The following is a 25,571-nucleotide window of genomic DNA, read 5'->3' as shown; positions in this document are numbered from 1 at the left end:
AGACCGGCGCAGATTTTTAGGAACGGTCGTTCTTGACTGATCGTTCCCGAAAACGCTAGGGTCGTGCCATGGGACGACGGAGGTCTTTCGACGTGGACGAGGCCGTGGCGGCGGCTGCGGACCTGTTCGCCCGCAGGGCCTACGACGGGGTCTCGATCGACGACCTGGTGACCCACACCGGCGTGCACCGCAACAGCCTCTACGGCGTGTTCGGCAGCAAGCGCGGGCTGTACCTCGCTGCGCTGCGCCACCACGTCGAGCAGGACGTCCGCCCGCGGCTGGCCGAGGCGGCCGGAGCGGGGCACGTGCCGGGGTGGGACCTGCTGCTGCTCGCGGCGGTCGACCGGGCGCGCGAGGACCCCGAGGTCGCCGGGCTCGTGTCCGCGGTCCTCGGCGAGGTCGACGCGGCGACGGGGGACCCGAGCGCCACCGAGGAGCTGCTGGGGCGGTGGCTGCGCCACCGGGCGACCGGCGACGGCGTTCCCGACAACGACGAGGCACCGGGAACGGTGCAGGGTGAGGAGAGCTGACGTGGCGGTCATCAGTGTGCAGGGCGAGGACCTGGTCGTGGAGATGGAGGGCCTGGACAAGCTGTGGGCGTTGAAGAGCAGGCTGACCATCCCGCTGGCGAACGTGCGGGGCGCGACGGCGGACCCCGGGATCGCGGGTGAGCCGAAGGGGCTGCGGGCGCCGGGGACGCACCTGCCGGGGGTGATCACGGCGGGCACGTTCCACCGGGATGGCGAGAAGGTGTTCTGGGCGGTCCGCGACGGCAAGAACGCCGTGGTCGTGGAGTTGGCCGACGAGCAGTTCACCCGGCTCGTGGTCGAGGTCGACGACCCGCGCGAGGCCGTGGCCCTGGTCGAGAAGGCGATCCGCCGGTGATCGGCAAGGTCGCGGTGGCGCTGGTGGCCGTGGTCTCCGCCGCGGCGGGCGTGGCACCGCCCTTCGTCGCGGGCACCGCCTCCGCCGTCGCCCACACCGCGCGGCACGGCTCCTGGGTGCCCGCGCACGACGAGGAGGTGTCGTTCGTCGTCGACGGCACGACCACCTGGGGAACGCTGCACGTGCCGGCGCGCCGCCGCGGTGAGCGCCTGCGCGCCGCGGTGCTGCTGCCCGGCAGCGGCCCGACCGACCGCGACGGCAACCAGCCACCCGCGCTCATGGCGAACACGCTGCGCGACCTCGCCGGAGTGCTGGCCGCCGACCGGGTCGCGACGCTGCGGTTCGACAAGTACGGCACCGGCCGCACGGGACTGGGCGCGTACGCGGGACGTCCGCAGGACATCGACTACCCGGCGTTCGTCCGGCAGGCCGCGGCCGCACGCGACCTGCTGCACCGCCGTCCTGAGGTCGACCAGCGCCGGGTGGCGCTCGCCGGCCACAGCGAGGGCGGCATGACGGCGCTCGTGGTCGCCGCGCAGGCGCCTCGGCACCGCCGGGCCGCCGCGCTGGTCATGTTGCAACCGCAGGCGTTGCGGTTCCTGGACGTGCTCGCGATGCAGCTGCACGGCCAGATCGCCCAGCTGGTCGCGGCCGGGCAGCTGTCCGAACAGGACGCGGCGGTGATCGACCGCGCGGTCGACACGGCCGTGACCGACCTGCGCACCGGCCGGGCGGTCGACACGACGGCCATGCCACCGGCGCTCGCCGCGCTGTTCGGCTCGCTGGCCGGCCCGAACCGGAAGTTCGTGGTGAGCGACGACGCGGTCAACCCGCCCGACGTCGCCCGCACGCTGCCGCCGCGCACGCCCGTGCTCGTCACCTGCGGCGAGCTCGACCCGCAGGTGCCGTGCCACACCACGGACCAGCTCGTGTCCGTCGTGGGCGGCCGGGTGGTCCTGCCCGGTGCGGGGCACGCGATGACCACGGCCGACGGGACGTTCTCACCCGTTCTCGTGCGCAGCCTCAGGGCACTGCGGTGGTGACGGGCAAGTCCTGAATGGACAGAGCGGACCCTGGCTCTGCCGGCGCCTGCAAGTACCACCAACTCAACATCAACAAGCACTTTTCTACTACCAACTGCGCCGTCGGCCGTCCGTAGACCTGGAACCTGGTTCGACGGGTGGTGACCATGTTGGTGGTAGTCAGCGGCGATTCGATCATGTGTTGGTGGTACTTGCAGACGCCTGGGCAGCAACGAGGGGGCGGGCCAGGTGCTCAGCGGGTCACTCGCGGCACTTCTTGCCCGTGTTCACGCAGTTGACCAGACGGTTCATGATCTTCTGCGACATCACGTTCGCGAAGTCGTCGTGGTCGGTGAGCGGGTTGTGCTCCTCCTCCGGGAAGGAGTCGACCAGGTAGCGGCCCTCCTTCTGGACGTCGAGCGGGATGTCGTAGGTCAGCGAGATGCGCAGCTGCGGCACGGCCTTGAAGCCCTGCTTGCAGCGGCCGTTCTGGTCGGGGAACACGATGTGGTCGCGGTGGTTCGCGGAGTCGATGTTCTTGCCGTCCCAGCAGCTCGGGAAGTCGTGGACCCGCTTGACCTTCGCGCCCTGCGGGCAGATCGGGTACTTGTCCATCAGGACCTTGTCCTCGAACCCGGTGCAGGTCCAGGAGGCCCTGGCGTTCTTCGGGCCGTTCTGGCCCGCCTTGGCGTCGCCGTAGAGCACGCGGAGGAACTTCGGCATCGCGGTGACCTTGCCGACGGGCGAGCCGCGGAAGGTCAGGTCGACGACGGCCGGGCGCTGGATCTCGCCCTCGTTGCCCTCGAGCTCGTTCTCGGCGTTCTCCTCGGCGTTGTCCTGGTCCTTCTTGCCCTCGGTGCCCTCGGCCTGGGCGTTGTCGCTGTTCTGGCCGCCGTTGTCGAGGCCCTGCTCACCCTGGGCCTGGTCCTTGACGGCGCAGGCGGCGGCCGGGTTCAGGTCGGGGGCCTGCCGGCCCTGGCGGCTGAACGCCAGCATCATCCGGTCGAGGATGGCGGCGCGCTTCTCGCGCGTCGGGCCGACGATGACGTTGTCGCGGTCGGCGGCCTTGGTGGCGGCCACCTTCTTCTCGGCCTCCTCGGTCACCTTCTCGATGTTCTCGAGCTCGCGGTCGATCTCCGCCTGGGCCGCGTCCGGCACGTCCTCGGGCAGCAGCGACGCGACGTCGGGGCATTCGAGGCGGGCCTCGGCCTTGGCGGCCTTGTCCTCGTCCTGCTGGGCCTTGTCGTCCTTCTTCGGCGGAACCTGCTCGCCGCCCTCCGCGGCCTCCTCCTCGTCGATGATGCGCACGACGGGCCAGAAGTAGGCGGACCTGTCACCGTTCTTGCAGGTCGTGCCGGCGGCCTGGAGCGACTTGTTGTTCGAGTCCGCGTTCGTGGACAGGTTGCCGACGTAGTCGTGCAGGTGCTGGGCGCCGTTGCGGACGCCGGGCTGCGCGATGAAGTTGTCCGGGTTGAAGTGCCCGTTCTCGTTGCGGCCGCAGTTGACGGTGAACGTGCCGGTGGTGGCGTTCTGCTGCTGCCTGGGTTTCTTGACGTTCGGCTTCACCTTGGTGATGTCGACGAACAAGCTCTTGTCCGCACCGTCGGCGAGCGCGGCGCCATCAGAAGAACTGACGGCCACCACCGCGGCGCCGCCAGCGACCACGGCCATCGCCGCGGCGGCAGCGGTGAGCCAGATCGTGGATTTCCTCCGGTGAATAGCCATGTGCCACCTCGTGGTAGTCCGGAAAAACGGCATGCTGAAGAAGGCGGCGATGAGCCGCGTGTTCGGGTCGAGCTCGGTGTGCGGTCAGTGAGAACGGGAACTGCGTCGTGACCTCTTCTTCGACCGGGAGATCATCCGCATTCCGACCAGGGCCAGTGCCAGAACGGCGATGGCGCCGAAGAAGACGCCGTTGTTGTCGCCGAAGACGCCCTGTTCCGCGGTGCGGGTGAACCTGGTGCCCTCCGGCACGGTCGGGATCACCCCGTCGGTCGGGTTGACCGAGGCGTCCGCGTCGGCGGCGTCCGTCGTGCCCGCCGGGTCCGGGGTCCCGGACGCCGCGGTCGGGGGAGCGAGCGGTTTCGGCGACTCCAGTCCGGCGAAGTCGACGCGACCGGTGTCCTCCAACACCTTCATGTGGTCGAAGACGGTGATCATCGCCTGCGTGGAGAGGATGCGGATGAGCTCGTTCTTCGTGCCCGCGCGGATCTGCGCCGCATAGGCGTAGACCTTGCCGTGCGCCGCGCGGAGCCGGTTGGCGAAGACGGCGTCGAACTCGTCACCGGTCGCCGCGTCCATCTCGGCGAGCCAGCCCTTCTGCTCGTCGGAGGCCTCGGTGGGCAGCGTGTGGCCGAGCAGCACGCCCGCCCTGTTCACCACGTTGTCCAGCAGCGTGTGGCCCTCGACGAGGTGCTTGCTCGCCTCCAGGATCTTGGGCTGGTCCGGCCGTTTGGCCCTGCCCTTGTCACCGGCGGGTTTCTCCCACAGACCGGCCTGCTTGACGCGGTTCATGAAGTCCCGGTCAGCGGGACCGAGCGGCCCCCACTGCGTCTGCACGACCTCGTCACCCGTGCCGGCGCTGCCGGGCGGCGGGGTGGAGATCGGCGTCGACGGGTTCGCGGGTTGGCCGATCGCGCTCCCGGTGCTGAGCAGCACGGCCAGCGCACAGCCGGCCAGCGCGACGAGCAGTCGCGCCGGCATTGCCAGGTCCATGGGGAGTCGCACGAACGGGAGTACGGCCGGGGGCAGGAGCGCGCCTCAGTTCGAGACCCCGGCGTTATCGAACCGTTATCCGGACCCGCGCAACCCGGCCGCGCGGCTCCGACCTACCGTGAACGCCATGAGCAAGCGTTTCGTGGCGTTGGGGGACTCGTTCACCGAGGGAGTGGGCGACGACGACGCCGGTCGACCGAACGGTGTCCGCGGCTGGGCCGACCGCGTGGCCGAGGTGCTGGGTGCGGCGGACCCGGAGTTCGGCTACGCCAACCTGGCCGTGCGTGGCCGCCTGCTGCCCCAGGTGCTGGGGGAGCAGCTGGAGCGGGCCCTCGCGATGAAGCCGGACCTCGTGTCCCTGTACGCGGGCGGCAACGACCTGATGCGCCCCAAGGTGGACATCGACGGCCTGATGCGCCGGTACCGGGCCGCCGTGGCGCGGCTGACCGTCGCGGGCGCGCGCGTGGTCCTGTTCACCGGCGTCGACGGCGCGGACGACCCGGTGTTCCGCCGGATGCGCGGCCGGGTGGCCATCTACAACGAGCACGTGCGCGCCATCGCGGCCGAGCACTCGTGCGTCCTGGTCGACATGTGGTCGATGCGGCAGCTGCGGGACCGCCGGATGTGGTCGGTGGACCGCCTGCACCTCAACGCGCTGGGGCACCGCGAGGTCGCGATCTCGGTGCTGGACGGCCTCGGTGTGCGGCACTCGCTGGAGCGGACCGTGCTGGACATCGCGCCGCTGGTGGACCGGCGGGTGCGGCGCGCGGAGGACCTGCGGTGGGCGCGCGAGCACGTCGTGCCGTGGGTGGTGCGGCGGCTGCGCGGGCAGTCGTCGGGGGACGTCGTCCGGCCGCGGTGGCCGGAGCTGTCGCCGCCGTCGTGAGTCGATCTTTCCTGCCGCGAGAACGTGTTGTGGCAACTAGCGTGCTGTGAGCGCGTAGGCGGGCAACGGCACGTTGCCGTGCTTGGCCGCCGACTGCCGCAGCAGCTCCTTGGCCAGCCCGTCCGGTGCCTCGTGCAGGGCGATCGCGACCTCCCAGTCGGCGTCCTGCAGCTCGCGGGTGTCCACGTCGGACACCCGCTCGACCTCCCACCTCGTGCGGCCCAGCGCATCGAGCACCGTCGCGCGGGTCAGCGGTGCGCGCACGTTGACGTCGGTGTCCCCGGTGATCCGGTCCTGGGCGAGCACGGCCAGCAGGTGCGGCAGCTGGTCCACGGCGGCGGGCTGCGGGTCCCACTCGGCGAACGCGAGCCGGGCGCTCAGCTCACGCGCCTTCGCCAGGGTCCGTTCGAGCAGGCCCGCGGACGCGAAGTACCAGGAGCAGTGCGCCAGCACGACGAGGTCGTACCCGGTTCCGACGTCGTCGGTCAGGACGTCGGTCTCGAACCGCATGTCGATCCGCGCACCGAGCGGTCCGTCGAGCAGGTGCCGGGCGGACTGGCCGACGGTGACCGGCGCGCCGTAGTCCCGCGACGCGACGTCGACGCCCACGACCGTCCCGTTCGGACCGGAGAGGTCGGCGAGCACGGCGGTCATGTCGCCTTGGCCGCAGCCGATCTCCAAAGTCCTGCCACCGACGGGGATTTGCCAGTTTTCGGCCAGTTGCAGGCGGTATCGGGTCTGCACGACCTGGATGTCCGGACTGGCGGCCCAAGCGGCCATGTGTCGCGCGATCTCTGCTGCCCTCATCGCGACCGAGACTAGACGTGCGCACCCTTGAACCAATGGTCCAGACCAGTTAACGTGCTCGCCATCACGTATCCCTGCACGTGAAGGAGCACCATGAAGAGGTTTCGCTGGCAGTTCCTGACCATCGGGGTGGCGGTCGCCGCCGTGGTCGGAGGCGTGCTCGCCGCTCCCGCGAGCGGTGCGACAGGCGTGACGGCCGCGTTCACCAAGACGTCCGACTGGGGCGGCGGCTACGAGGCCAAGTACACGATCGGCAACGGCGGCTCGACCGCGCTCACCTCGTGGACCCTGGAGTTCACGCTGCCGAGCGGGCAGTCGATCGCGTCGCTGTGGGACGGCACCTACACCGCGAACGGCCAGACCGTCACGGTGAAGAACAGCTGGAACGGCAACGTCGGCGTCGGCGGCTCGACCAGCTTCGGCTTCACCGTCCGCGGCTCCGGCGGCAGCCCCACCGGCTGCAAGATCAACGGCGCGTCGTGCGACGGCACCGGTGGCACGACGACGACCACCACCAAGACGACCACCACTACGACCACGACCACGTCGAACCCGCCGCTGCCCGGCACCGGCCGCGGCGCGCCCTACCTGTACCTGGGCTGGGGCAACCCGCAGAGCGCCACGCAGGTCATGAGCCAGACCGGCGTCAAGTGGTTCACGCTCGCGTTCGTGCTCTCCGGCGGCGGCTGCACCCCGTCGTGGGACGGTCAGCGCCCGCTGACCGGCGGTGTCGACCAGCAGACGATCAACGCGGTCCGCGCGGCCGGTGGTGACGTCGTGCCGTCGTTCGGCGGCTGGAGCGGCAACAAGCTCGGCCCGAACTGCTCGACGCCGGAAGCGCTGGCCGGCGCCTACCAGAAGGTGATCGACACCTACGGCCTCAAGGCCATCGACATCGACATCGAGAACTCCGACGAGTTCGAGAACACCACCGTGCAGGACCGCATCCTGACCGCGTTGAAGATCGTCAAGCAGAAGAACCCCGGCATCCAGACGATCGTCACGTTCGGCACCACGACCACCGGGCCGAACTTCTACGGCGCCCGGCTGATCGACCAGGCCAAGGCGCTCAACGCGAACGTCGACGTGTTCACGATCATGCCGTTCGACTTCGGCAGCTCGAACGTCCGCACCGACACGATCGGCGCGGCCACCGCGCTGAAGAACAAGCTCAAGTCGACCTTCGGCTGGAGCGACGCCGAGGCGTTCAAGCACGTCGGCATCTCCGGCATGAACGGCCTGTCCGACCAGCGCGAGGTGACCAGCGTCGAGGACTGGACCGCGATCCGCGACTGGTCGAAGGCGAACGGCCTCGGGCGCCTGGCGTTCTGGGCGGTCAACCGCGACCGCGGCGGCTGCGACGGCCAGGTGGCGGACCAGTGCTCCGGCATCGCGCAGGCCGACCTGGCGTTCACGAAGATCACCGCCGGTTTCTAGGCGACACGGCCGGTTCCCGGTCGAGCACGAGCCGTCAGCGCCGTTTATTCGGTGGCGCTGACGGCTTACGCTTGTGCCATGCGTCGACGACATTGATCTTCAACTGATCTGACCAGGACCGCGACGGCGTGGGCGTGGTGTTCGCACCTCCTCCCGATCTACGCGCTGTACGCGTTGCTCTTCGCCGACAGCGGGCTGTCGGACGCCCACATCTCGGTGCTGCTCGCCATCTGGTCGACCACCGCGGTGGTCTTCGAGGTGCCCTCGGGCGCGATCGCCGACCGGTTCTCCCGGCGCGGCTCGCTGGTCGCCGCCGGGGTGCTGCAGGCACTCGCGCACGCGGCGTGGGTGGTGTTCCCGTCGTTCTGGGGCTTCGCGGCCGGGTTCGTGCTGTGGGGGCTCGGCGGCACGCTCACCTCCGGTGCGTTCGAGGCGCTGCTGTACGACGGTCTGGCGGCGAACGGGGACGAGGAGTCGTACGGGCGGCTCAACGCCCGCGTCGACACCGTCGAGCTGATCGCCCAGGTGCCGGTCGCCGTGGTGGCCACCGTGCTGTTCTCGCTCGGCGGCTACTCGCTGGCCGGGTGGGTCAGCGTGGCGATGTGCCTGCTGTCGGCCGTGATCGCGCTGCGGTTCCCCGAACCGGACAGGGAGCCGGCGCCCGGCGAGGACGGGTACCTCGCGACCCTGCGCACCGGGCTGCGCGAGGCGGTGCCGGTCAGGCGGGCCGTCATCGCGGTCGCGCTGGTGTACGCGATCGACGCCTTCGAGGAGTACTTCACGCTCCTGGCCCACGACTGGCACGTGCCCACGGTGTGGGTGCCGCTGGCCACGATCGGGGTGCCGCTGATGGGTGCGGCCGGTGCGTCGCTCGCGGGCAGGCTGCCGTGGCGCGGCTGGGTGCTGTTCGCCGCGGGTGGCGTGCTGGTGCTCGCGGCCGTGCTGGCGGTACCGGCGGCGATCGTCCTGCTGGGACTGTTCTACGGGCTCTACCGGTTCGTGCTCGTGCACGTGGAGACCGAGTTGCAGCACCGCATCGACACCGACGCGCGGGCCACCGTGACGTCGGTGGCCGGGATCGGGTCGGAGTTCGTGGCGTACGCGGTGTACGCGGCGTGGGTGCTCGGGTCGGCCGTGGCGGTCGGGGTGCTGGTGCTGGTGGTCGCGGTGGTGGTCTCGCTGCGGAGGTGACCGGTGGGCGTGCGCACCCCGGCGGTCAGGCCGGGTTCGACCCGGGCGGAGAGGGACAGGCCGGCCGAGCACGCTGCCGAGGCCGGCCGTTCGACGTCCGCGGGGGAGCTGACGTGCCGATTCCACCGGCGCGGGCGTAACGCCAGGACCGTCCGAACAGATCGAACCTCACAAGCCGGACAATCCGCGGAGGCCGCCGTGTTCGTCGTCCAGATCTTCCTGCCGCTGGCGTTGGCCCTGGTCATGTTCGGCCTCGGCCTCACGCTCACCACCGGGGACTTCGCCAGGGTCGCGAAATACCCCAGGGCGGCCGTCATCGCTCTCGTCTGCCAGGTGGTGGTGCTGCCCGCGATCTGCCTCGGCCTGGTGCTCGCGTTCGGGCTCCAGGGCGTGCTCGCGGTCGGCATGATGCTGCTCGTCGCGTCACCGGGCGGCACGTCGGCGAACCTGTTCAGCCACCTCGCGGGCGGCGACGTCGCGCTCAACATCACGCTGACGGCGATCAACTCCGTGCTGGCGGTGTTCACGCTGCCGCTGGTGGTCGGGCTGAGCATGGCGCACTTCATGGCGGACAGCGCCGAGGTCGGGCTGCAGCCGGCGAAGTTCGTGCAGGTCTTCGCGATCGTGCTGGTGCCGGTGGCGATCGGCATGCTGGTGCGGCGCAGGTTCGAGGCGTGGGCGCTGCGGATGAACGACCCGGTGCGCGTCGCGTCGGTGGTGGTGCTGGTGCTCGTCATCATCGCGGCGATCGCGCAGGCCCACCGGCAGCTGCTCGACAACATCACCACGCTCGGCCCGGTGGCGTTGCTGCTGAGCGTCTTCAGCCTGCTGATCGGCTACTACGTGCCCAAGGCGTTCAACGTCGACCGCGGGCAGGCCGTCGCCAGCGCCATGGAGATCGGCATCCACAACGCCACGATCGCGATCACCCTCGCCCTCACCGTGCTGAACGACGAGACCATGGCGATCCCGCCCGCGGTGTACGGCGTGCTGATGTACCTGCCGGCGGCGATCGCGGCGAAGTTGCTGGCGCGGAACAGGACCGCGGTCGGCTGAAGCGGTTGTGGCTGTGGCTGGGTTGAGCGTGACATGCGTTCAACCACAACCACAACCACATTGCTCGCGGCCGTTCTCCTCGCCCCGTCGGGGAGAACCGCTGGCGCGACCCGCAGCCCGCCCGGCCCTGGCAGGGCGTCCTGAAGGCGGACCGGCCAGGTCCGCGGTGCGACCAGGCAGAGGACTGCCTGTACCTCAACGTCACCAGGCCGCCGCGGGCCGCGCACCGGCCGGTGCTGGTCTGGGTCCACGGCGGCAGCTTCACCACCGGCGCCGGAGCCGACTACGGCGTCGAACGGCTGGTGCGCCGGGGTTCCGTCGTCGTCACTGTCAACTACCGCCTGGGTGCCTTCGGGTACTTCGGCTTCCCCGGGCTCGCCGGGTCCGGCGCGTTCGGGCTGCGCGACCAGCGGGCCGCGCTGGAGTGGGTCCAGCGCAACATCCGGGGCTTCGGCGGTGACCCGCACAACGTCACGCTGTTCGGGGCGTCGGCGGGCGGGCTCTCCACGTGCGCCCAGCTGACGTCGCCCCGGACGCGCGGGCTGTTCCACCGGGCGATCGTCCGGAGTGGACGGGTGCCGATGTCCGCGGCGCTGTCGGACATGACCTCGGCGTGCCCGACGGCCGGGCTGCGCGCGCAGACGCACGAGTTCGCCGAACCGGACCCGCCGATGACCTTCCAGGGGATGCCGGAGTTCCCGTGCGGCGCCACCACGGCTCGGAGCTGCCGTCCCTGTTCGGCTACGGCGGCGGCGGCGTCGAGCTCACCGCGCGGCAACGGGCGCTGGCGGACGAGATGGCCGGTGTGTGGACGCGGTTCGCGCGCACCGGACGTCCCGGCTGGGCCCGCCAGGACGTCCGGGTCTTCGCGACCGGGCAGGTCGCGCCGGCCGACCACCGGTGTGACCTCTGGACCGGCTGAGCGATCCGAGCGGCGCGCGTCCGTGCGACCTGCCGGATGCGCGCAAAGCCGTGCCGCGGCAACCACGCCCGGCCCGGCGCCGGCTCGCCGACCACTTCCGCACCGGCTACCGCGCGGCGCTAACGGTTGAGGTCGCGGTACTTCAGCACCGACAGCGGCCAGAAGACCGCCACGAACACGGCGGGCCACAGCACGGCCAGCAGCACCGAGTGCTGCGCCGCCCAGGAGTCACCGCCGACACCGGGGTTGCCGAACAGCTCCCGCGCCGCGGCCACCGTGGACGACAGCGGGTTCCACTCCGCGACCACGCGCAGCCAGCCCGGCATCAGCTCCGGCGAGACGAACGTGTTCGCGAACATCGTCAACGGGAACAGGAACATCCACGACGCCTGCGCCGCCGCCGGCTTCACCAGCAGGCCGACGTAGATGCCGACCCAGACCAGCGCGAACCGCAGCCACAGCAGCAGTGCGAACGCCAGCAGCGCGTTGACCAGCCCGTCGTGGAACGACCAGCCGATCGCCAGCCCGCACAGCGCGAGCACGAGCAGCTCCAGCGAGGAGTTGACCAGGTCGGCGATGCTGCGCCCGGCCACCACCCCGGTCTGCGACATCGGCGAGGCGCGGAACCGGTCCGTCACGCCCCGGTCGGCGTCCATCGACACCATCAGCAGCGTGCTGCCGACGCCGAACGCGACGGTCTGGCCGAACATTCCCGGCAGCAGGAACTCGATGTAGTCGCCGCCGCCGAAGACGTTCATGGCGCTGCCGAACACCAGCCCGAAGATCAGCACCGAGATGACCGGGTAGGCGAGGTTCGCGAACACCCTGACCGGTTCGCGCACCCAGTGGACGAGCTCCCTCTTGGCGACGACCCACGAGTCGACCGCCGCGTACCCGACCGCGTTCACGCCCGCGCCTCCGCCCGGTGGCCGGTGATCGCCAGGAAGACCTCGTCGAGCGTCGGCCGCCGCAGTGCGATGTCCTCCGCCTCCACCCCGCGGGCCGCCAGCGCGGAGGTCACCCGCGTCAGCGCCGCCACCCGGTCCGCGACCGCCGCGCTCACGCGGAACGCGTCGTGGTCGACCTCGGCGTCCGGTCCGAGCACACCGGCCACGACCGGCAGCTCCTCCGCGGTGCGGACCACGACCTCGATCCGGTCGCCGCCGAGCGTGGACTTGAGCTGGTCGGGCGTGCCCTGGGCGGCGACCCGGCCGGTGTCGAGCACCACGACCTGGTCGGCGAGCTGGTCGGCCTCGTCCAGGTACTGCGTGGTCAGCAGGACCGTCGTGCCCTCGGCGACGACCCGCTTCACCTCCCGCCACACCTCACCGCGGTTGCGCGGGTCGAGCCCGGTCGTCGGTTCGTCCAGGAACAGCACCGACGGCCGCGTGATGAAGCTCGACGCGAGGTCCAGGCGCCGCCGCATGCCGCCCGAGTAGGCCTTCACGCGCGTGTCGGCGGCATCGGTCAGACCGAACTGCGCCAGCAGCTCCTCCGCGCGGGCGTGGGCCTCCTTCCTGGACAGGTGGTAGAGCCGCCCCCACATGACCAGGTTCTCCCGGCCGGTCAGCACGTCGTCCACCGTGGACTGCTGACCGTTCAGCGCCACCTGCCGCCGCACCCGCGGCGCCTCCCGCGCGACGTCGTGGCCCGCCACCTCGGCCCGGCCGCCGTCCAGCCGCAGCAGCGTGGCCAGGATGCGCACCGCCGTCGTCTTGCCGGCGCCGTTGGGCCCGAGCAGGCCGCACACCGTTCCCGCCGGCACCGCCAGGTCGAACCCGTCGAGCGCCGCCTTCCCGCCGAACCCCTTGCGCAGGCCTTCCGCGAGCACCGCGTGTCCCACGTCCTCACCCCCGTGACTGAACTGTGTACAACGTATACGAGGTGTACGTTGTACACGGTTTTAGGATTCACCGGCAAGTGCGGTGTGGACGAGGGGGCTGGGTGAAGCAGAGCGACCGGGACCGCAGCGTGCGCCTGCTGTGGGCGCCGCCGGCGGAGCCGACCAGGGGACCGAAGGCGGCGCTGAGCCAGTCGCGGGTGGTCGGGGCGGCGATGGAGGTGGCCGACGCCGAGGGGGTCGACGCGCTCACCATGCGCCGGGTCGCCGAGGTGCTGGGCAGCACGGCCATGGCGCTGTACCGGCACGTGCCGGGCAAGTCGGAGCTGCTCGACCTGATGGTCGACGCGGCCTGGGGCGAGACCGAGCGCACCCCGCCCGGACCGTGGCGGGAGGGCCTGGAGTTCTTCGCGCGCCAGATGTGGGCGATGTACCGCGCGCACCCGTGGATGCTGCAGCTCACCACCTCGCGGGTCATGCCGGGACCGCACGCCATGACCCGCCGGGACGCGGCCTACGCCGCCGTCTCGCAGCTGGGGCTGCGGCCGGAGGAGATCGTGGCCGTGGTGACGGCGGTCGCCCACCACGTCGACGGGGTCGGCCGCGCGATGGCCGACCGCGTGCGGACCGAACGCGAGACCGGGGTGTCCGAGGAGGACTGGTGGACCGGCAGGGAGGCGCTCTGGGAGCACTTCACGCCGGACCGGCTGCCGATGATGACCCACATCTGGAACACGGGCGGTTTCGAACGGCCGCTGGACGAGTTCGAGTTCGGTCTCGCACGTCTTCTCGACGGTCTCGCGGTGTTCCTGGAGTCCGGAGAACGACCGGTGGTTCGTCGAGAGACGTGCCAGTAGTCCTGTGTGCCCGGTGAGGTGGACTTGAGTCGGCCGTTCGAGTGAAATGCGCTGTTCAGCGCACCGGTGAACCGGAGTCGAGCGGTTGCGTAATGCCATTGTTATGCGCAATCGGATTCAACTCGTTCACGGGCTGAACCGAGCACTCCCGTCCGCCCGTTTTCCTTGTGACACCGTTTCGCCGCGGGGGTCGATTCGGGACGACGAGGAGGTCGCATGACAGCTGGCGCGCACGATGCGGTCACACTTGGCTGCTACGCGCTCGGCGTTCTGGACGCGCAGGAGAGCCATGGCGTGGAGCAGCACCTGAGGGGCTGCCCCTCCTGCCGTGCGCAGGTCGCCGACTTCCACCGGATCCGCAGGGCGCTCGACGAGGTGTCCCGCGAGGTGTTCCTGCACGAGCTCGAAGACGACCTGCCCACGCCGTCGGACCTGGTGCTGCAGCGGGCGCTGCGGCAGATCAGGCAGGAGTCGGTCATCCCGCAGCCGCGGGTGGCCGACCCGCAGCCCAGAGCCAGTCCGCGGCAGGTGGAGGAGCTCGCGGAGCCGCAGCACGCCAAGGCCCGGCGCTGGCCGGGCTACCTCGCCGCCGCGGCCGTCGCCGCGGTGGTGGCGTTCGGCGGTGGTGCGGTCTTCATGCAGAACCGGGCACCGGACACGTCCATCTCCGCGTCGCGCAGCGGCGAGGGGACCTCGGGCGGGATCAGGCTGGTCGCGGAGGTCGCTCCGTCCTCGCAGGACCGCTACGAGGTCACCGCGAGGATCGAGGGCCTGCCCGCCGCCCAGAGGTGCAGGCTCGTCGTCATCGGCGCCGACGGGACGAGGACGGAGGCCCACGTGTGGACCTCCAGCGAGAAGGGGCGGCTCGAGGGGGTGACCGTGCGGGGCATGGTCAGCGTTCCCCTCGACGAGGTGAAGTCGGTGGCGGTCGAGAACGGGGACGGCAAGCCGTTCGTCGTGGCCACCATGTAGGAACGGACGAAGAAGGGCCCGCATTCTGTTCGGAATGCGGGCCCTTCTCGCATTGATGTGATTTATGCGGACTGCAATGCGAGCCACCCGCCGACCACGATGACCAACGCGGCTGTGCCCATGGGTGCGCAATGCGAGAGCAGTTTTGTGGCACGGCCGTCCAGCAGCCGTTCGACCCGGTCGCGGGCCTTCACCAGCAGCAGGCCGACGCCGGTCAGCGTCGCGGCCATGCCGAAGCCGTAGCCGAGGACCAGCAGCACGCCGAACCAGGTGCGCCCGAGCGCGACGGCGCCGAGCAGGACGACGAGCGCGGAGGGTGACGGGACCAGGCCGTTGGCCGCGCCCATGCCGATCAGGCTCGCCCGGCTGTACCCGTGACCGTGCCCGGTTCCGTGCCCATGTCCGTGCCCGTGCCCGTGCCCGTGCCCGTGTCCGTGTCCGGCTCGCGCGAGCGCGGGTTCGCGGGTCAGCGCGGAGCGCAGCAGCAGGACGCCGATGCCGGTGATCAGCAGGCCGCTGACCAGCCCGAGCCAGCGCAGCACCTGCTCGCCGGCCAGCGCGCTGGAGGCGCTGATGACCAGGCCGAGCAGCAGCACGCCACCGGTGTGCGTGACCGTGACCGAGGCACCCACGACGAACGCGTCGCGCGGCGTGCCCTGACGGCCCGCGAGGTAGGCGGCGATGAGCGTCTTGCCGTGACCGGGCAGCGCGGCGTGCGAGGCACCGAGGACGAGCGAGAGCAGCAGCGCGAGGAAACCGAGCCACGGCGTGAGCTCGTCGCTGCCCAGGATGTCGTTGAGGGCGGCGGCCGTCGTGCTGAACGACCGGATCGGGGAACCGGTGGCCTGCTTGGGCTCCGACCCGGAACCGGGCTGCGCGGTGAACGCGACCGAGCGGACGTCGAGCGGGCTGCTGAGCAGGTCCTCCGGGTAGGTCCGCAGCTCGCCGCTGATGCTCTCGGTGGGCACGGGCGAGCCGGTGAGCCGCACCCCAGTGCCGGCGGCGGTGATCTCCCGCCAGCCGATCCGGTCGGTGTTCGACTCGTCGTGGAACTCCAGGCGGGCCGGCCGGGCGAGGTCGACCTTCGCGGTGAGCTCGCAGACCAGCCGGGTGGTGACCAGGCCGGCCTGCCCGACCGGGTGCTCCTTGGTGGCGCCGGCGACGGTCCAGGTGATCCGCCGGCCGTCCACGGTGGACCGGTCGGTGCCGGCCAGCTCGTCGCACCAGCGCCCGGCGTCGCGGTCCCGCAGGTTCTCCTGCAGCGTCGGGATCTCCGCGACGTCGACCACCGACCTGAGGTCGATCCGGTCGGGGTGCAGGTGCAGGCCGTGGTAGTGGTTGACGCTGAAGTTGCCCAGCGGGTGCCCGAAGGCCTCGCCCTGCAGGCCGAAGAACCCGGCCAGCAGCAGGGCGCCGATGACGGCGTACCTCACCGCCCGTCCCGCAGCTCGGCGAGCTTGCGGCCCGCCTTCAGCGCGTGCAGCGGGGAGAAGTTCGCGTTCAGCCGCAGCGCCCGTACCAGCGCCTCCTGCGCCTCGGCCACCCGGCCGAGCGCGGCGAGGATCATGCCGCGGTGGTAGGAGAACGTCGCGTTCTGCCAGCCCAGCGCGGCGGCGCGGTCGGCGTGGGCCAGCGCCTCGGCGTCCCGCCCGTTCACGTGCAGCGCCCACGCCATCGCGTCGGCGACGAACACGCTCTGCCGCTTGCCCCACTCCGACTCGGCCCGGCGCAGCGCCCGCACCCCGTCACCGCGGTCGGCCGCCACGAGCGCCGCGGCGAGGTCGTCGGAGGCACCCTGCGACTCCATCAGCCGCTGCTGCTCGGACAGCACGTCGTACTGCCGGGCCGCCTCCTGCGCCCTGCCGTCGGCCGCGAGCAGCTCCGCGTACTCCTGCAGGTACTGCGGCAGGGGAGCGCGGGCCACGAGCCTGCGGTACTCCTCGATCGCGACCGGGACGTCACCGCGTGCCGCCGCGACCTTCGCCTTGCCCTGGGTGAGGGTCATGTCGTCTCCTCTCGCCGCCAGACCCCGTTCGTAGTGCTGAGCGGCTTCGTCGAGCCGGTTGTGGTCGAACGCGAGCTCGCCCAGCCGGTACCGGCAGAAGGCGATCTCCTCGGGCGTCGCGGCCGCGTTCAGCGCGCGGGTCATCGCGGCGCGGGCGCCGTCGACGTCGCCGTGGAGCTCCAGGTGGAAGGAGGCGCGGGCGAACGAGGCCGTGTTCGGCTTGAGGTCGAGCATCCGCTGCACCGCGTCCTGTGCACCCGCGTCGTCGCCGAGCTGCGTCAGCGCGTCGGCCAGCACGCCGTAGCCCTCCGCGGAGGACGGCAGGGCGGCGACCGCCCGCAACCCCCACTCGCGTGCGGCGTGGAAGTCGTGCCGGGCGTTGGCCAGCGTGCCCATGCCGACGGCGGCCAGACCGGTGTCGCCCGCGTTCTTCAGCGCACCCTCGGCCTTCGCGTAGTACGCCGGGTCGGCCGTGACCCGCGCGAGCTCCACGTAGGAAGCGCCGAGCCGCGCCCACGACGCCGGGTCGTCGGGCACCCGGTGCAGCCGCTGCTGGAGCTGGTGCACCACCCGGTGCAGCTGGTTCTGCTGCGCCACCACGGGAACAGGGGGCTCGCCCCCGGCCCTGCTGCCGGCAGGACCGGAGGCGACCAGGTGGACAAGCGCCGCGGTGACCAGGAGACCCACCGCGACGGCCTGTCGCTGCTGATACCTCACTTCGAGTGCGACCCGTACTCGCGGATGTGGGTCTGGCGCTTGCGCCACAGGAAGAAACCCGCGCCGAACACCAGCGCCGAGCCGACCGCGGTGGTCATCGCCATCGGGTCGAGGTTGCCGATCCGGCCGACCGGGTTCACCGCGACCTCGGCGGTGGTGCCCGAGGTGTTCACGGCCGTGCCGTTGCGGGGCAGCGCCACGTACGGGAACGCCGCCTCGAACGGCTGGTCGTTCTGGTCGACCTTGTCACCGGCGGCCAGCGCCTCGACGAGCTTGCCCGTCACCGCCGCGCCCTCGAACGCCTGCAGGCCGATGTCCACGACGTCGTCGGTGAGGCGGCGGCCGTTCGGGAAGCCCTGTGTGTCACCGGCGAGCAGCCCCAGGCGGTTCGGGTTCGGGTTGGGGTTGATCGACATGTTCAGCCGCAGCATCTCCGCGGGCCGGAACCGGTGCTTGTCGACGTCGGCGTTGTTGATCTGCGAGTTCAGGTCGGCGTTGATCTGCGCGCCGATCTTCGTGCTGATGCCGGTCAGGAAGATCTCGGCCAGGTCGTCGCGCTGGCCCTTCGGCGCCGGGATCTTGTAGATGGCCTCGACCAGCTTCGGCAGCTCCGGGTTCACCACCCGGTCCACCAGCTCCTTCACCCCGGCGTCCTGGTCGGGGCGCAGGCCGTTGAACGCGTCCTTGAGGCCCGCGGGCGCCACGACCTCGTTCACCAGAGGGTTGCCCAGGCGGGAGACCTGCACGAAGTCACCGACCGCCTCCGCCTTGCCCGGCGACAGCTTCATGGTGCGGCGCTGCGTGGTGCTCCAGATGCCGATGTTCGGGTTGCGGTTCGCGTCGTTCTTCAGCGCCAGCGCGTGCTTGGGCAGCTGGATCGCGATCGTGTTGACGTTGTAGCCGCGCAGGGTGTCCTGGCCGACCTCGCTCAGGTTCCCGCCGTAGAGCAGGTCGAACACCCGCAGGTCCAGGAAGAACGGGTCCTCGGCCGGCCCGACGTACACCTTGCCGCCACCGGGCAGCTGCACCGTCGCCTGGTCGCGCAGCTTCTTGAAGTCCGGCATCGACGCGGGGCCGTTCGGCGACGGCGCGACCGGGGCGTTGTCGACGAGCTTGACCTTCTGGCCGTTCTCGTAGATCGCCTCGATGTCGTAGCGCTGGCGGAACAGCAGGTTCTCGTCGTCGAGCGAGTCCACCTGGCCGTTGGTGTAGAGGAACGTGTTGTTCTTGCGGCGGTCGTCGTCGTGGAACTGCCAGCGCAGCACCACGTCGGCCTTGGCGTCGCCGTCGTTGTCGATGTTGAAGTCGTACTGCGCGTCCGTGGCCCACGGGAAGAAGTTCGGGCCCCCGTTGGGCTCCTGGAACGGGAACCAGTTGCCGACCAGGGTGACCGTGTCCCCGTGGTCGGGGCTGACGAACGCGTACAGGTCCGTGTTGTCCACGGCCGGGTCACCGGCGATGAGCGGTGCCTCGCGGTGGGAGGACGCGGTGGCACCGGATCCGCCGAACAGGGCGGCGTTGAGCAGGGTGGCTGCCACCAGCGCGGCCGCGGCCACCTGGCCGCGCCGACCGCTGAGGACGTGCGGTGACGACATCTCTGGTCTGCCTTTCGAGGGGGTCAGGCGCTGTGCATGAGCAGCGGGGGTTCGCCGGGGTGGGCTGAGTGCGCTGAGGTCCACCTCGCCCTGGTGAAGTCGCGGATGCCTTCGACGAGCCGCTCGACGTCGGACTCCGGCCGGACCACCAGGCGCGCGAAGACCCTGCTCATGCCGAGCTCGGTGCCGCACTCGCGGATGAGGACCCGGTGCCGGGACAGCAGCCGCAGGCTCTCCGCCGGCTCCTCGAACGTCTGCGGGGTCGGGAAGTGCGGGTTGCGCGGGATGCGGAAGCCCACCGGCTCACCCGCGCCCGTCCTGGCCGGCTCGAAGCAGGACGGGCTGTGCGCGGTCTGCTGGAAGGGACCCGGGTCCACACCGTGCCGCACGCGATCACCCCGTCCCGGTCGTCGATCTGACACCGGGGCATACGTGCCGCCGTTCACAGCGGTTCACGGACCAGTGTCGGGAAGGTCTCGGCTGGGTCACGCGCGCAACCTCGGCCCCCGCCGCCGACCGGGAGCACCCGCCGGTTTCCGGTCCACAGTGGACGATCACAACCGCCTGATCCGGTCCCTCGCCCGACCCCGCACGTGCTCGGGCACCCGGCCTCGGGGCGCGCTCGGGCCCGTGACGTTCGACAACCGCCCGATCGCCGTGGTCGTTTGGGTCGGTGAACCGCGTCTTGCCAGGTCAGCAGGCTTTCTCGGGACCGCCCGACCGGCGCGCGAGGTCGACGTCACCCGCCCTGCGGGTCGAAGGGCACCACCGTTGCGGAAAATTGTCGGTCCAGGCGGATACCCTGCTGGCAGTCCGCACACAATCCAGGGAGCACCACCCGTGACCGCTGAGACCCTGTACGGGGCCGACGACCTGACGCACCTCGAAGGTCTCGAGGCCGTCCGCAAGCGGCCAGGCATGTACATCGGGTCGACCGACAGCCGGGGCATCAACCACCTCTTCAGCGAGATCGTCGACAACTCGACCGACGAGGGCGTGGCCGGCCACGCCACCAAGATCGTCGTCACCCTGCACGCCGACGGCAGCGTCCAGGTCGACGACGACGGCCGCGGCATCCCCACCGACGTGCACGCCAAGTCCGGTCTGTCCGGTGTGGAACTGGTCCTCACCAAGCTGCACGCGGGCGGCAAGTTCGGCGGCTCCGGCTACAAGACCTCCGGCGGCCTGCACGGCGTCGGCGCCTCCGCCGTCAACGCCCTCTCCCACCGCTTCGACGTCACCGTCCGCCGCGGCGGCAAGGTCCACGAGATGTCGTTCGCCCACGGCGTCCCCGGCGTCTTCGACGGCCCCGGCCCCAAGGCCGCGTTCACCCGCCAGAACGGCCTCAACGTCGTCGGCAAGATGAAGCGCGGCGAGTCGACCGGCACCTCCATCCGCTACTGGTACGACGCCCGCTACTTCGAGAACGGCGCCTCCCTGGACGTCGAGACCGTGCGCATGAAGCTGCGCAACACGGCGTTCCTCGTGCCCGGCGTCACCTACGTGCTCAAGTCGGCGCTGGAAGACGCGATCTCCGAAGAGGTCTTCCACTACCCCAACGGCCTGACCGACATGGTCGACTTCCTGGCCCCCTCCGGCGACCGCGCCGTCTCCGGCACCCTCGTCATCACCGGCACCGGCACCTACTTCGAGAACGCCGCCGACGAGAACGGCGTCATGCGGTCCAAAGTGGAGCGACAGGCCGAGGTCGAGGTCGCCTTGCGCTGGGGCACCGGCTACGACCGCACCGTCGAGTGCTTCACCAACACCATCCGCAACGTGCACGGCGGCACCCACCGCCGCGGCTTCGACCGCGCCGTGCTGAAGGCGGTCCAGGACGCCATCTCCAAGACCCGCGGCCTGCTGAAGCCCAAGGAGGACCCGCCCACGCTGGACGACGTGCTGGAGGGCATGACCGCCGTCGTCCACGTCCGCATCCCCGAACCCCAGTTCACCTCGCAGACCAAGGACGAGCTGTCCACCGCCGGCATCACCAAGGTGCTGCAGGGCATCGTCGACCAGCAGGTGCGCGCCTGGACCGAGGACCGCAGGACCAAGGTCGAGGCCAAGACCGTGCTCCAGAAGGTCGTCGACGCCTCCCGCGTCCGGCTGACCCAGAAGCAGCAGAAGGACGCGGCCCGGCGCAAGACGGCGCTCGAAGGCGCGGCGATGCCGGCGAAGCTGGTGGACTGCCGGACCACGGGTGTGTCGCGGTCTGAGCTCTTCCTCGTGGAGGGCGACAGCGCCCTCGGGTGTTTCACCGCTGAGACGCAGGTCGCGCTGGCGTCGGGCAAGTCGCTGTCGTTCCTGGAACTGGTCGAGGACTGGCAGCGCGGTGTGACGCACTTCGGCTACGCGACGAACAAGGCCGGCCGCGTGGTCGTCGTGCCGCTGGTCGAGCCGCGGCTGACGAAGAGGGATGCCCCGCTGGTCCGCGTCACCCTGGACAACGGCGCGTCGGTCCGCTGCACCCCCGACCACCTGTTCCGCCTGCGCGACGGCTCGTACCGCCGCGCCGACGCGCTGCTGCCCGGCGACTCGCTGATGCCGCTCTACCGGTCGGTGTCGTCGAAGGCCGAGGGCCACAACCTCGACGGCTACGAGCGGGTGTGGATGAACGACCGGCAGGAATGGGTCTACACCCACTACCTGGCCGATGCCCACAACCTGCGCCACGGCCTCGACAGCGCCGCGAACGGCAACGTCCGCCACCACGTGGACGTGGACAAGCGCAACAACGACCCGGCGTTCCGCGCCCGCATCGAGCAGGACTTCCAGGACCGGTACGCCGGGCTGAGCGACGCTGACAGGGCCGCCCACTCCGCCCGGCTGCGGGAAGCGGCGACGCTGGTCAACCACGCGGTCGCCGCTGTCGCGGCGTTGCCGGAGCGCGAGGACGTTTACGACCTGACCGTGGACGGCTACCACAACTTCGCGCTCGAAGCCGGTGTGTTCGTGCACAACAGCGCGCGCATGGCCCGCGTGTCCGAGTACCAGGCGCTCCTCCCGTTGCGCGGCAAGATCCTCAACGTCCAGAAGGCGTCCCTCGCTGACACGCTGCGCAACGCCGAGATCGCCTCCATCGTCCAGGTCCTCGGCGCCGGCACCGGCCGCACGTTCGACATCTCCCAGATGCGCTACGGCCGGGTGATCCTGATGGCCGACGCGGACGTGGACGGCAGCCACATCCGCACGTTGCTGATCACGCTGTTCGCGAAGTACATGCGCCCGGTGATCGAGGACGGCCGCCTCTACGCGGCCATGCCCCCGTTGCACAAGGTCATGACCCGCGGCCGCAACGCCGAGACGCACTTCACCTTCACCCAGCGGCAGATGGAGCAGACCGTCGCGCGGCTGGAGAAGGCCGGCAAGCAGGTAGTGACGCCGGTGCCGCGGTTCAAGGGCCTGGGTGAGATGGACGCGGACGAGCTGTGGGAGACCACGATGAACCCCGCGACCCGCAGCGTCCGCCGCATCACGATGGACGACGTCGAGGCCGCGGAGGTCGCGCTGGAGCTGCTGATGGGCGAGAAGGTCGAGCCGCGCCGCAACTGGCTCGTCGAGTCCGCCGCACGGGTCGACCAGTCGGCCATCGACCTCTAAGCCTTCTCGAGAGAACAGACGGAGTTACGAAGTCATGGCACGCCGTAAGGGACCCACGACCAAGGTCGATCCGGCCGCGTTCGACCGGGCCGGTGCCCGTGTGCTCGACAACTCGCTGAAGACGGAGATCGAGGACTCGTACCTGGAGTACGCGTACTCGGTCATCCACTCGCGGGCTCTGCCGGACGCGCGGGACGGCCTCAAGCCGGTGCACCGGCGCATCCTGTTCTCGATGAACCAGAACGGGCAGCGGCCGAACACCCCGTACGTGAAGTCGTCGCGCGTAGTCGGCGACACCATGGGCCGGTACCACCCGCACGGTGACACGGCGATCTACGACGCGTTGGTCCGTCTCGCTCAGGACTTCAGCCTCAACGAGCCGCTGATCGACGGCCACGGCAACTTCGGCAGCCCCGATGACGGTCCCGCGGCGAGCAGGTACACCGAGTGCCGCATGTCGCCGGTCGCCATGCAGCTGGTCGGCGAGCTCAACGAGGAGACGGTCGACTTCCGTCCGAACTACGACGGTTCGCTGGACGAGCCGAGCGTGCTGCCGGCGGCGTTCCCGAACCTGCTGGTCAACGGCACGTCCGGCATCGCGGTCGGCATGGCGACGAACATGATCCCGCACAACCTGCGCGAGGTGGTGGGTGCGGCGCGGTGGCTCATCACGCACCCGAACGCCGACCTCGACAAGCTCATGGAGTTCGTCCCGGGGCCGGACCTGCCCACCGGTGGCATCCTGCTCGGCCTCGACGAGGTGAGGAAGGCCTACGAGACCGGTCGCGGTGTCGTGCGGATGCGCGCGAAGATCGAGATCGGCCCGCTGGAGGGGTCACGCGGGCGGCAGGCCATCACCGTCACGGAGCTGCCGTACGGCGTGGGTGCGGAGCGGATCGTCGAGAAGATCACCGACGAGGTGAACAAGTCGAAGCGGCTGACCGGCATCGCGGACGTCAAGGACCTGACCGACCGCGAGAACGGCATCCGGCTCGTCATCGAGTGCAAGGTCGGGGTGAACCCGCAGGCGCTGCTCGCGGACCTGTACCGGTTGACGCCGATGGAGCAGTCGTTCGGCATCAACAACCTGGTGCTGGTGGACGGGCAGCCGCGGACGCTCGGGCTCAAGGGGCTGCTGGAGGTCTTCCTGCGGCACCGCTACGACGTCGTCACGCGCAGGACGAAGTTCCGCAGGCGCAAGCGCGAGGAGCGGTTGCACCTGGTCGAGGGGCTGCTCAGGGCGCTGCTCGACATCGACAAGGTCATCAAGCTGATCCGGGGCAGCGAGAACGCCGCTGCCGCGAAGGACGGCCTGATGAAGCAGTTCACGCTCTCGGAGATCCAGGCGTCCTACATCCTCGACACGCCGCTGCGGCGCCTCACCAGGTACGACAAGATCGAGCTGGAGGGCGAGCAGGACAAGCTCACCAGGGAGATCGCGGAGCTGACGGCGATCCTGGAGGATGAGGGCGTCCTGAAGAAGCTCGTGTCGAGCGAGCTGGCCGCGGTGGCGAAGGAGCTGGGCGGGGACCGCAGGACGAGCCTCATCGACGGTGACCTCAAGGAGGTGCTGGCGGCGTCGAAGCCGGCCGGGCCGCTGGAGGTCGCGGACGACCCGTGCCAGGTGATCCTGAGCGCCACCGGGCTCGTCGCGCGCACGGCGGCGGAGTCGGAGGAGGCGTCGGAGGGCAAGCGGCGGGCCGGGCGGGTGAAGCACGACGCGGTGGCCGCGCTGGTGCACTCCACGGCGCGCGGTCAGGTCGTGCTGGTCACGAACCGGGGGCGGGCGTTCAAGACGGACGTGCTGCCGTTGCCGGTGCTGCCGGAGCAGAGTGGGACGGTGAGCCTGCGCGGCGGCATGGCGGCCAGTGAGCTGGTGCCGCTGGAAAAGGGCGAGAAGGTCGTCGGCATCGCGCCGCTCGACCCGGGGTCCTCGCCGGGCATCGCGCTGGGCACGAAGCTGGGCACGGTCAAGGTGTGCTCGCCGGAGTGGCCGGTGCGGTCGGACGAGTTCGAGGTCATCACGCTCAAGGACGGCGACGAGGTCGTCGGTGCGACCTGGCTGGACGACGGCACGGAGGCGCTGGCGTTCGTCAGCTCCGACTCGTCGTTGCTGCGCTACGACGCGAAGCTGGTGCGGCCGCAGGGCCTCAAGGGCGGCGGCATGGCGGGCATCAACCTCAGCGGTGACGCGCACGTGCTGTTCTTCGGCGCGGTCAAGACGGGTGACGGCCAGCACGGCGAGCCGATGGTGGTCACGTCGAGCGGGCAGAGCGTCAAGGTCACGCCGTTCGCCGAGTACCCGGCGAAGGGGCGCGCGACCGGCGGTGTGCGGTCGCAGCGGTTCCTGAAGGGCGAGACGCACCTGGTGGTGGCGTGGATCGGGTCGCGGCCGGCCGGGTCCGACGTGAAGGGCACGCCGGTGGAACTGCCGGAGATCGACCCGCGCCGCGACGGGTCCGGGCACGCGCACCCCGGTCCGGACGTGGTGGGCCACCTGATCGAGAGGGACTAGGTGTTCCGGCGGTTCGAGGTCGGCGAGGCGGAGGCGTTGGCCGACTTCCTCGCCGGCGAGCCGTGGCCGTTCCACGCGAACGCCACCGTCGACCGCGCGGACGTGCTCGACCGCGTCCGATCCGGGTACTACGACGAGACGTACTGGATCGAGGTGGCGGGGGAGCGCGCCGGGATCGTGCGGCTGTTCGACCTCGGGGACGAGACGCCGATGTTCGACCTGCGGGTGGGCGCACGGCACCGCGGCCGCGGCCTGGGCAGGGCCGCGGTCCGCTGGCTCACCGACAAGCTCTTCACCGAGCTGGTGCACGTGCAGCGGATCGAGGCCACGACCCGGCAGGACAACCTGGCGATGCGCCGCGTGTTCGCGCAGTGCGGCTACGTCAAGGAGGCGCACTACCGCCGGGCGTGGCCGGACGGTGAGGGCCGCCGGTTCGACTCGGTGGGGTACGCGGTGCTCCGGCACGACTGGCGCACGGGGACGACGACCGTGCCGGACTTCCACGACCTCGACCAGGAGCCGTAGCTCCCGTCCGTGCGGGGCGGG

Annotated in this window: 22 protein-coding genes and 1 pseudogene; 14 read left to right on the top strand and 9 right to left on the bottom strand. The window is 70.7% G+C overall.

From position 1 onward, the window contains the following. Positions 1–68 precede the first annotated feature (68 nt). The 3 genes from ACZ7CF_RS30495 to ACZ7CF_RS30485 are packed head-to-tail and all read left to right on the top strand — an operon-like array spanning position 69 to position 1,928. Complete coding sequence (locus ACZ7CF_RS30495) at positions 69–530, top strand: TetR/AcrR family transcriptional regulator (protein WP_360396434.1); 462 nt, start codon at positions 69–71, stop codon at positions 528–530. A gap of 1 nt (position 531) precedes the next feature. After that, entirely contained in the window at positions 532–885 is a 354-nt protein-coding gene (locus ACZ7CF_RS30490; protein ID WP_360396436.1) for a hypothetical protein, read from the top strand. Next, positions 882–1,928 carry an alpha/beta hydrolase family protein gene (locus ACZ7CF_RS30485; RefSeq protein WP_360396437.1) on the top strand — a complete coding sequence of 349 codons (1,047 nt, stop codon included), beginning with the start codon at positions 882–884 and terminating at the stop codon, positions 1,926–1,928. The genes ACZ7CF_RS30490 and ACZ7CF_RS30485 overlap by 4 nt, the downstream gene beginning before the upstream one ends. Before the next feature lie 240 nt (positions 1,929–2,168). Here the strand turns inward: ACZ7CF_RS30485 and ACZ7CF_RS30480 are convergent, their stop codons facing one another. Together ACZ7CF_RS30480 and ACZ7CF_RS30475 are read right to left on the bottom strand one after the other, a co-directional pair. Beyond that, complete coding sequence (locus ACZ7CF_RS30480) at positions 2,169–3,632, bottom strand: DUF1996 domain-containing protein (protein WP_470371195.1); 1,464 nt, start codon at positions 3,630–3,632, stop codon at positions 2,169–2,171. An 84-nt stretch (positions 3,633–3,716) separates the two neighbouring features. Continuing rightward, positions 3,717–4,610, bottom strand: coding sequence for a DUF4142 domain-containing protein (locus tag ACZ7CF_RS30475; protein WP_470371194.1), 894 nt, complete (start codon positions 4,608–4,610; stop codon positions 3,717–3,719). Between the two features lie 139 nt (positions 4,611–4,749). Between ACZ7CF_RS30475 and ACZ7CF_RS30470 the strand changes: the two genes are divergently transcribed. After that, a complete protein-coding gene (locus tag ACZ7CF_RS30470) occupies positions 4,750–5,508 on the top strand; it encodes an SGNH/GDSL hydrolase family protein (protein WP_360396442.1) in 759 nt (252 codons plus the stop codon). A gap of 36 nt (positions 5,509–5,544) precedes the next feature. Here the strand turns inward: ACZ7CF_RS30470 and ACZ7CF_RS30465 are convergent, their stop codons facing one another. After that, entirely contained in the window at positions 5,545–6,315 is a 771-nt protein-coding gene (locus tag ACZ7CF_RS30465; RefSeq protein ID WP_470371193.1) for a class I SAM-dependent methyltransferase, read from the bottom strand. 93 nt (positions 6,316–6,408) lie between these two features. Here ACZ7CF_RS30465 and ACZ7CF_RS30460 point away from each other — a divergent pair, with 93 nt between their 5' ends. The 5 genes and pseudogenes from ACZ7CF_RS30460 (at position 6,409) to ACZ7CF_RS30440 (ending at position 10,921) form a co-directional block, all read left to right on the top strand. Next, on the top strand, positions 6,409–7,752 hold the full coding sequence (locus tag ACZ7CF_RS30460; RefSeq protein WP_470371192.1) for a cellulose binding domain-containing protein: 1,344 nt from the start codon (positions 6,409–6,411) through the stop codon (positions 7,750–7,752). Between the two features lie 174 nt (positions 7,753–7,926). Further along, positions 7,927–8,943, top strand: coding sequence for an MFS transporter (locus tag ACZ7CF_RS30455; protein WP_360396448.1), 1,017 nt, complete (start codon positions 7,927–7,929; stop codon positions 8,941–8,943). A 198-nt stretch (positions 8,944–9,141) separates the two neighbouring features. Next, positions 9,142–9,999, top strand: a complete 858-nt coding sequence (locus ACZ7CF_RS30450) for a bile acid:sodium symporter family protein (protein ID WP_470371191.1) — start codon at positions 9,142–9,144, stop codon at positions 9,997–9,999. Between the two features lie 59 nt (positions 10,000–10,058). After that, positions 10,059–10,541, top strand: a pseudogene (locus tag ACZ7CF_RS30445) (carboxylesterase family protein); the annotation flags it as partial. A gap of 158 nt (positions 10,542–10,699) precedes the next feature. Beyond that, the gene (locus ACZ7CF_RS30440) at positions 10,700–10,921 is read left to right on the top strand and encodes a hypothetical protein (RefSeq protein WP_470371190.1); all 222 of its coding nucleotides are present in this window, start codon (positions 10,700–10,702) and stop codon (positions 10,919–10,921) included. A 119-nt stretch (positions 10,922–11,040) separates the two neighbouring features. Here ACZ7CF_RS30440 and ACZ7CF_RS30435 read toward each other — a convergent pair whose 3' ends face one another. Then, positions 11,041–11,829: an ABC transporter permease gene (locus tag ACZ7CF_RS30435; RefSeq protein WP_470371189.1), complete on the bottom strand. Its 789-nt coding sequence runs from the start codon at positions 11,827–11,829 to the stop codon at positions 11,041–11,043. Further along, entirely contained in the window at positions 11,826–12,764 is a 939-nt protein-coding gene (locus ACZ7CF_RS30430) for an ATP-binding cassette domain-containing protein (RefSeq protein ID WP_470371188.1), read from the bottom strand. Before ACZ7CF_RS30430 ends, ACZ7CF_RS30435 begins: the two co-directional genes overlap by 4 nt. A gap of 101 nt (positions 12,765–12,865) precedes the next feature. Between ACZ7CF_RS30430 and ACZ7CF_RS30425 the strand changes: the two genes are divergently transcribed. Continuing rightward, entirely contained in the window at positions 12,866–13,618 is a 753-nt protein-coding gene (locus ACZ7CF_RS30425) for a TetR/AcrR family transcriptional regulator (RefSeq protein ID WP_470371187.1), read from the top strand. Between the two features lie 216 nt (positions 13,619–13,834). After that, positions 13,835–14,590: an anti-sigma factor family protein gene (locus ACZ7CF_RS30420; protein ID WP_360396457.1), complete on the top strand. Its 756-nt coding sequence runs from the start codon at positions 13,835–13,837 to the stop codon at positions 14,588–14,590. 62 nt (positions 14,591–14,652) lie between these two features. Here ACZ7CF_RS30420 and ACZ7CF_RS30415 read toward each other — a convergent pair whose 3' ends face one another. From ACZ7CF_RS30415 to ACZ7CF_RS30400, 4 genes are read right to left on the bottom strand one after another with little or no spacing between them, the layout of a single operon-like run. Next, positions 14,653–16,023, bottom strand: a complete 1,371-nt coding sequence (locus ACZ7CF_RS30415) for a nickel/cobalt transporter (RefSeq protein ID WP_470371186.1) — start codon at positions 16,021–16,023, stop codon at positions 14,653–14,655. Further along, positions 16,020–17,282, bottom strand: a complete 1,263-nt coding sequence (locus tag ACZ7CF_RS30410; RefSeq protein WP_470371185.1) for a tetratricopeptide repeat protein — start codon at positions 17,280–17,282, stop codon at positions 16,020–16,022. Before ACZ7CF_RS30410 ends, ACZ7CF_RS30415 begins: the two co-directional genes overlap by 4 nt. 26 nt (positions 17,283–17,308) lie before the next feature. After that, the gene (locus tag ACZ7CF_RS30405; RefSeq protein WP_458431366.1) at positions 17,309–18,907 is read right to left on the bottom strand and encodes a DUF4331 domain-containing protein; all 1,599 of its coding nucleotides are present in this window, start codon (positions 18,905–18,907) and stop codon (positions 17,309–17,311) included. Positions 18,908–18,930: 23 nt separating this feature from the next. Further along, complete coding sequence (locus ACZ7CF_RS30400) at positions 18,931–19,296, bottom strand: hypothetical protein (protein WP_470371184.1); 366 nt, start codon at positions 19,294–19,296, stop codon at positions 18,931–18,933. A gap of 451 nt (positions 19,297–19,747) precedes the next feature. On the opposite strand from ACZ7CF_RS30400, the gene ACZ7CF_RS30395 reads away from it, so the two are divergent. From ACZ7CF_RS30395 to ACZ7CF_RS30385, 3 genes are read left to right on the top strand one after another with little or no spacing between them, the layout of a single operon-like run. Then, complete coding sequence (locus ACZ7CF_RS30395; protein WP_470371183.1) at positions 19,748–22,510, top strand: ATP-binding protein; 2,763 nt, start codon at positions 19,748–19,750, stop codon at positions 22,508–22,510. Between the two features lie 34 nt (positions 22,511–22,544). Further along, the gene (locus tag ACZ7CF_RS30390) at positions 22,545–25,025 is read left to right on the top strand and encodes a DNA gyrase/topoisomerase IV subunit A (protein ID WP_360396469.1); all 2,481 of its coding nucleotides are present in this window, start codon (positions 22,545–22,547) and stop codon (positions 25,023–25,025) included. Continuing rightward, the gene (locus ACZ7CF_RS30385; RefSeq protein WP_470371182.1) at positions 25,026–25,550 is read left to right on the top strand and encodes a GNAT family N-acetyltransferase; all 525 of its coding nucleotides are present in this window, start codon (positions 25,026–25,028) and stop codon (positions 25,548–25,550) included. Positions 25,551–25,571: the final 21 nt, after the last annotated feature.

The organism is Lentzea sp. NPDC036955, from assembly GCF_055608005.1.
The sequence above is the reverse complement of the archived record's forward strand: the minus strand, read 5'-3'. Positions and strand labels throughout refer to the sequence as shown.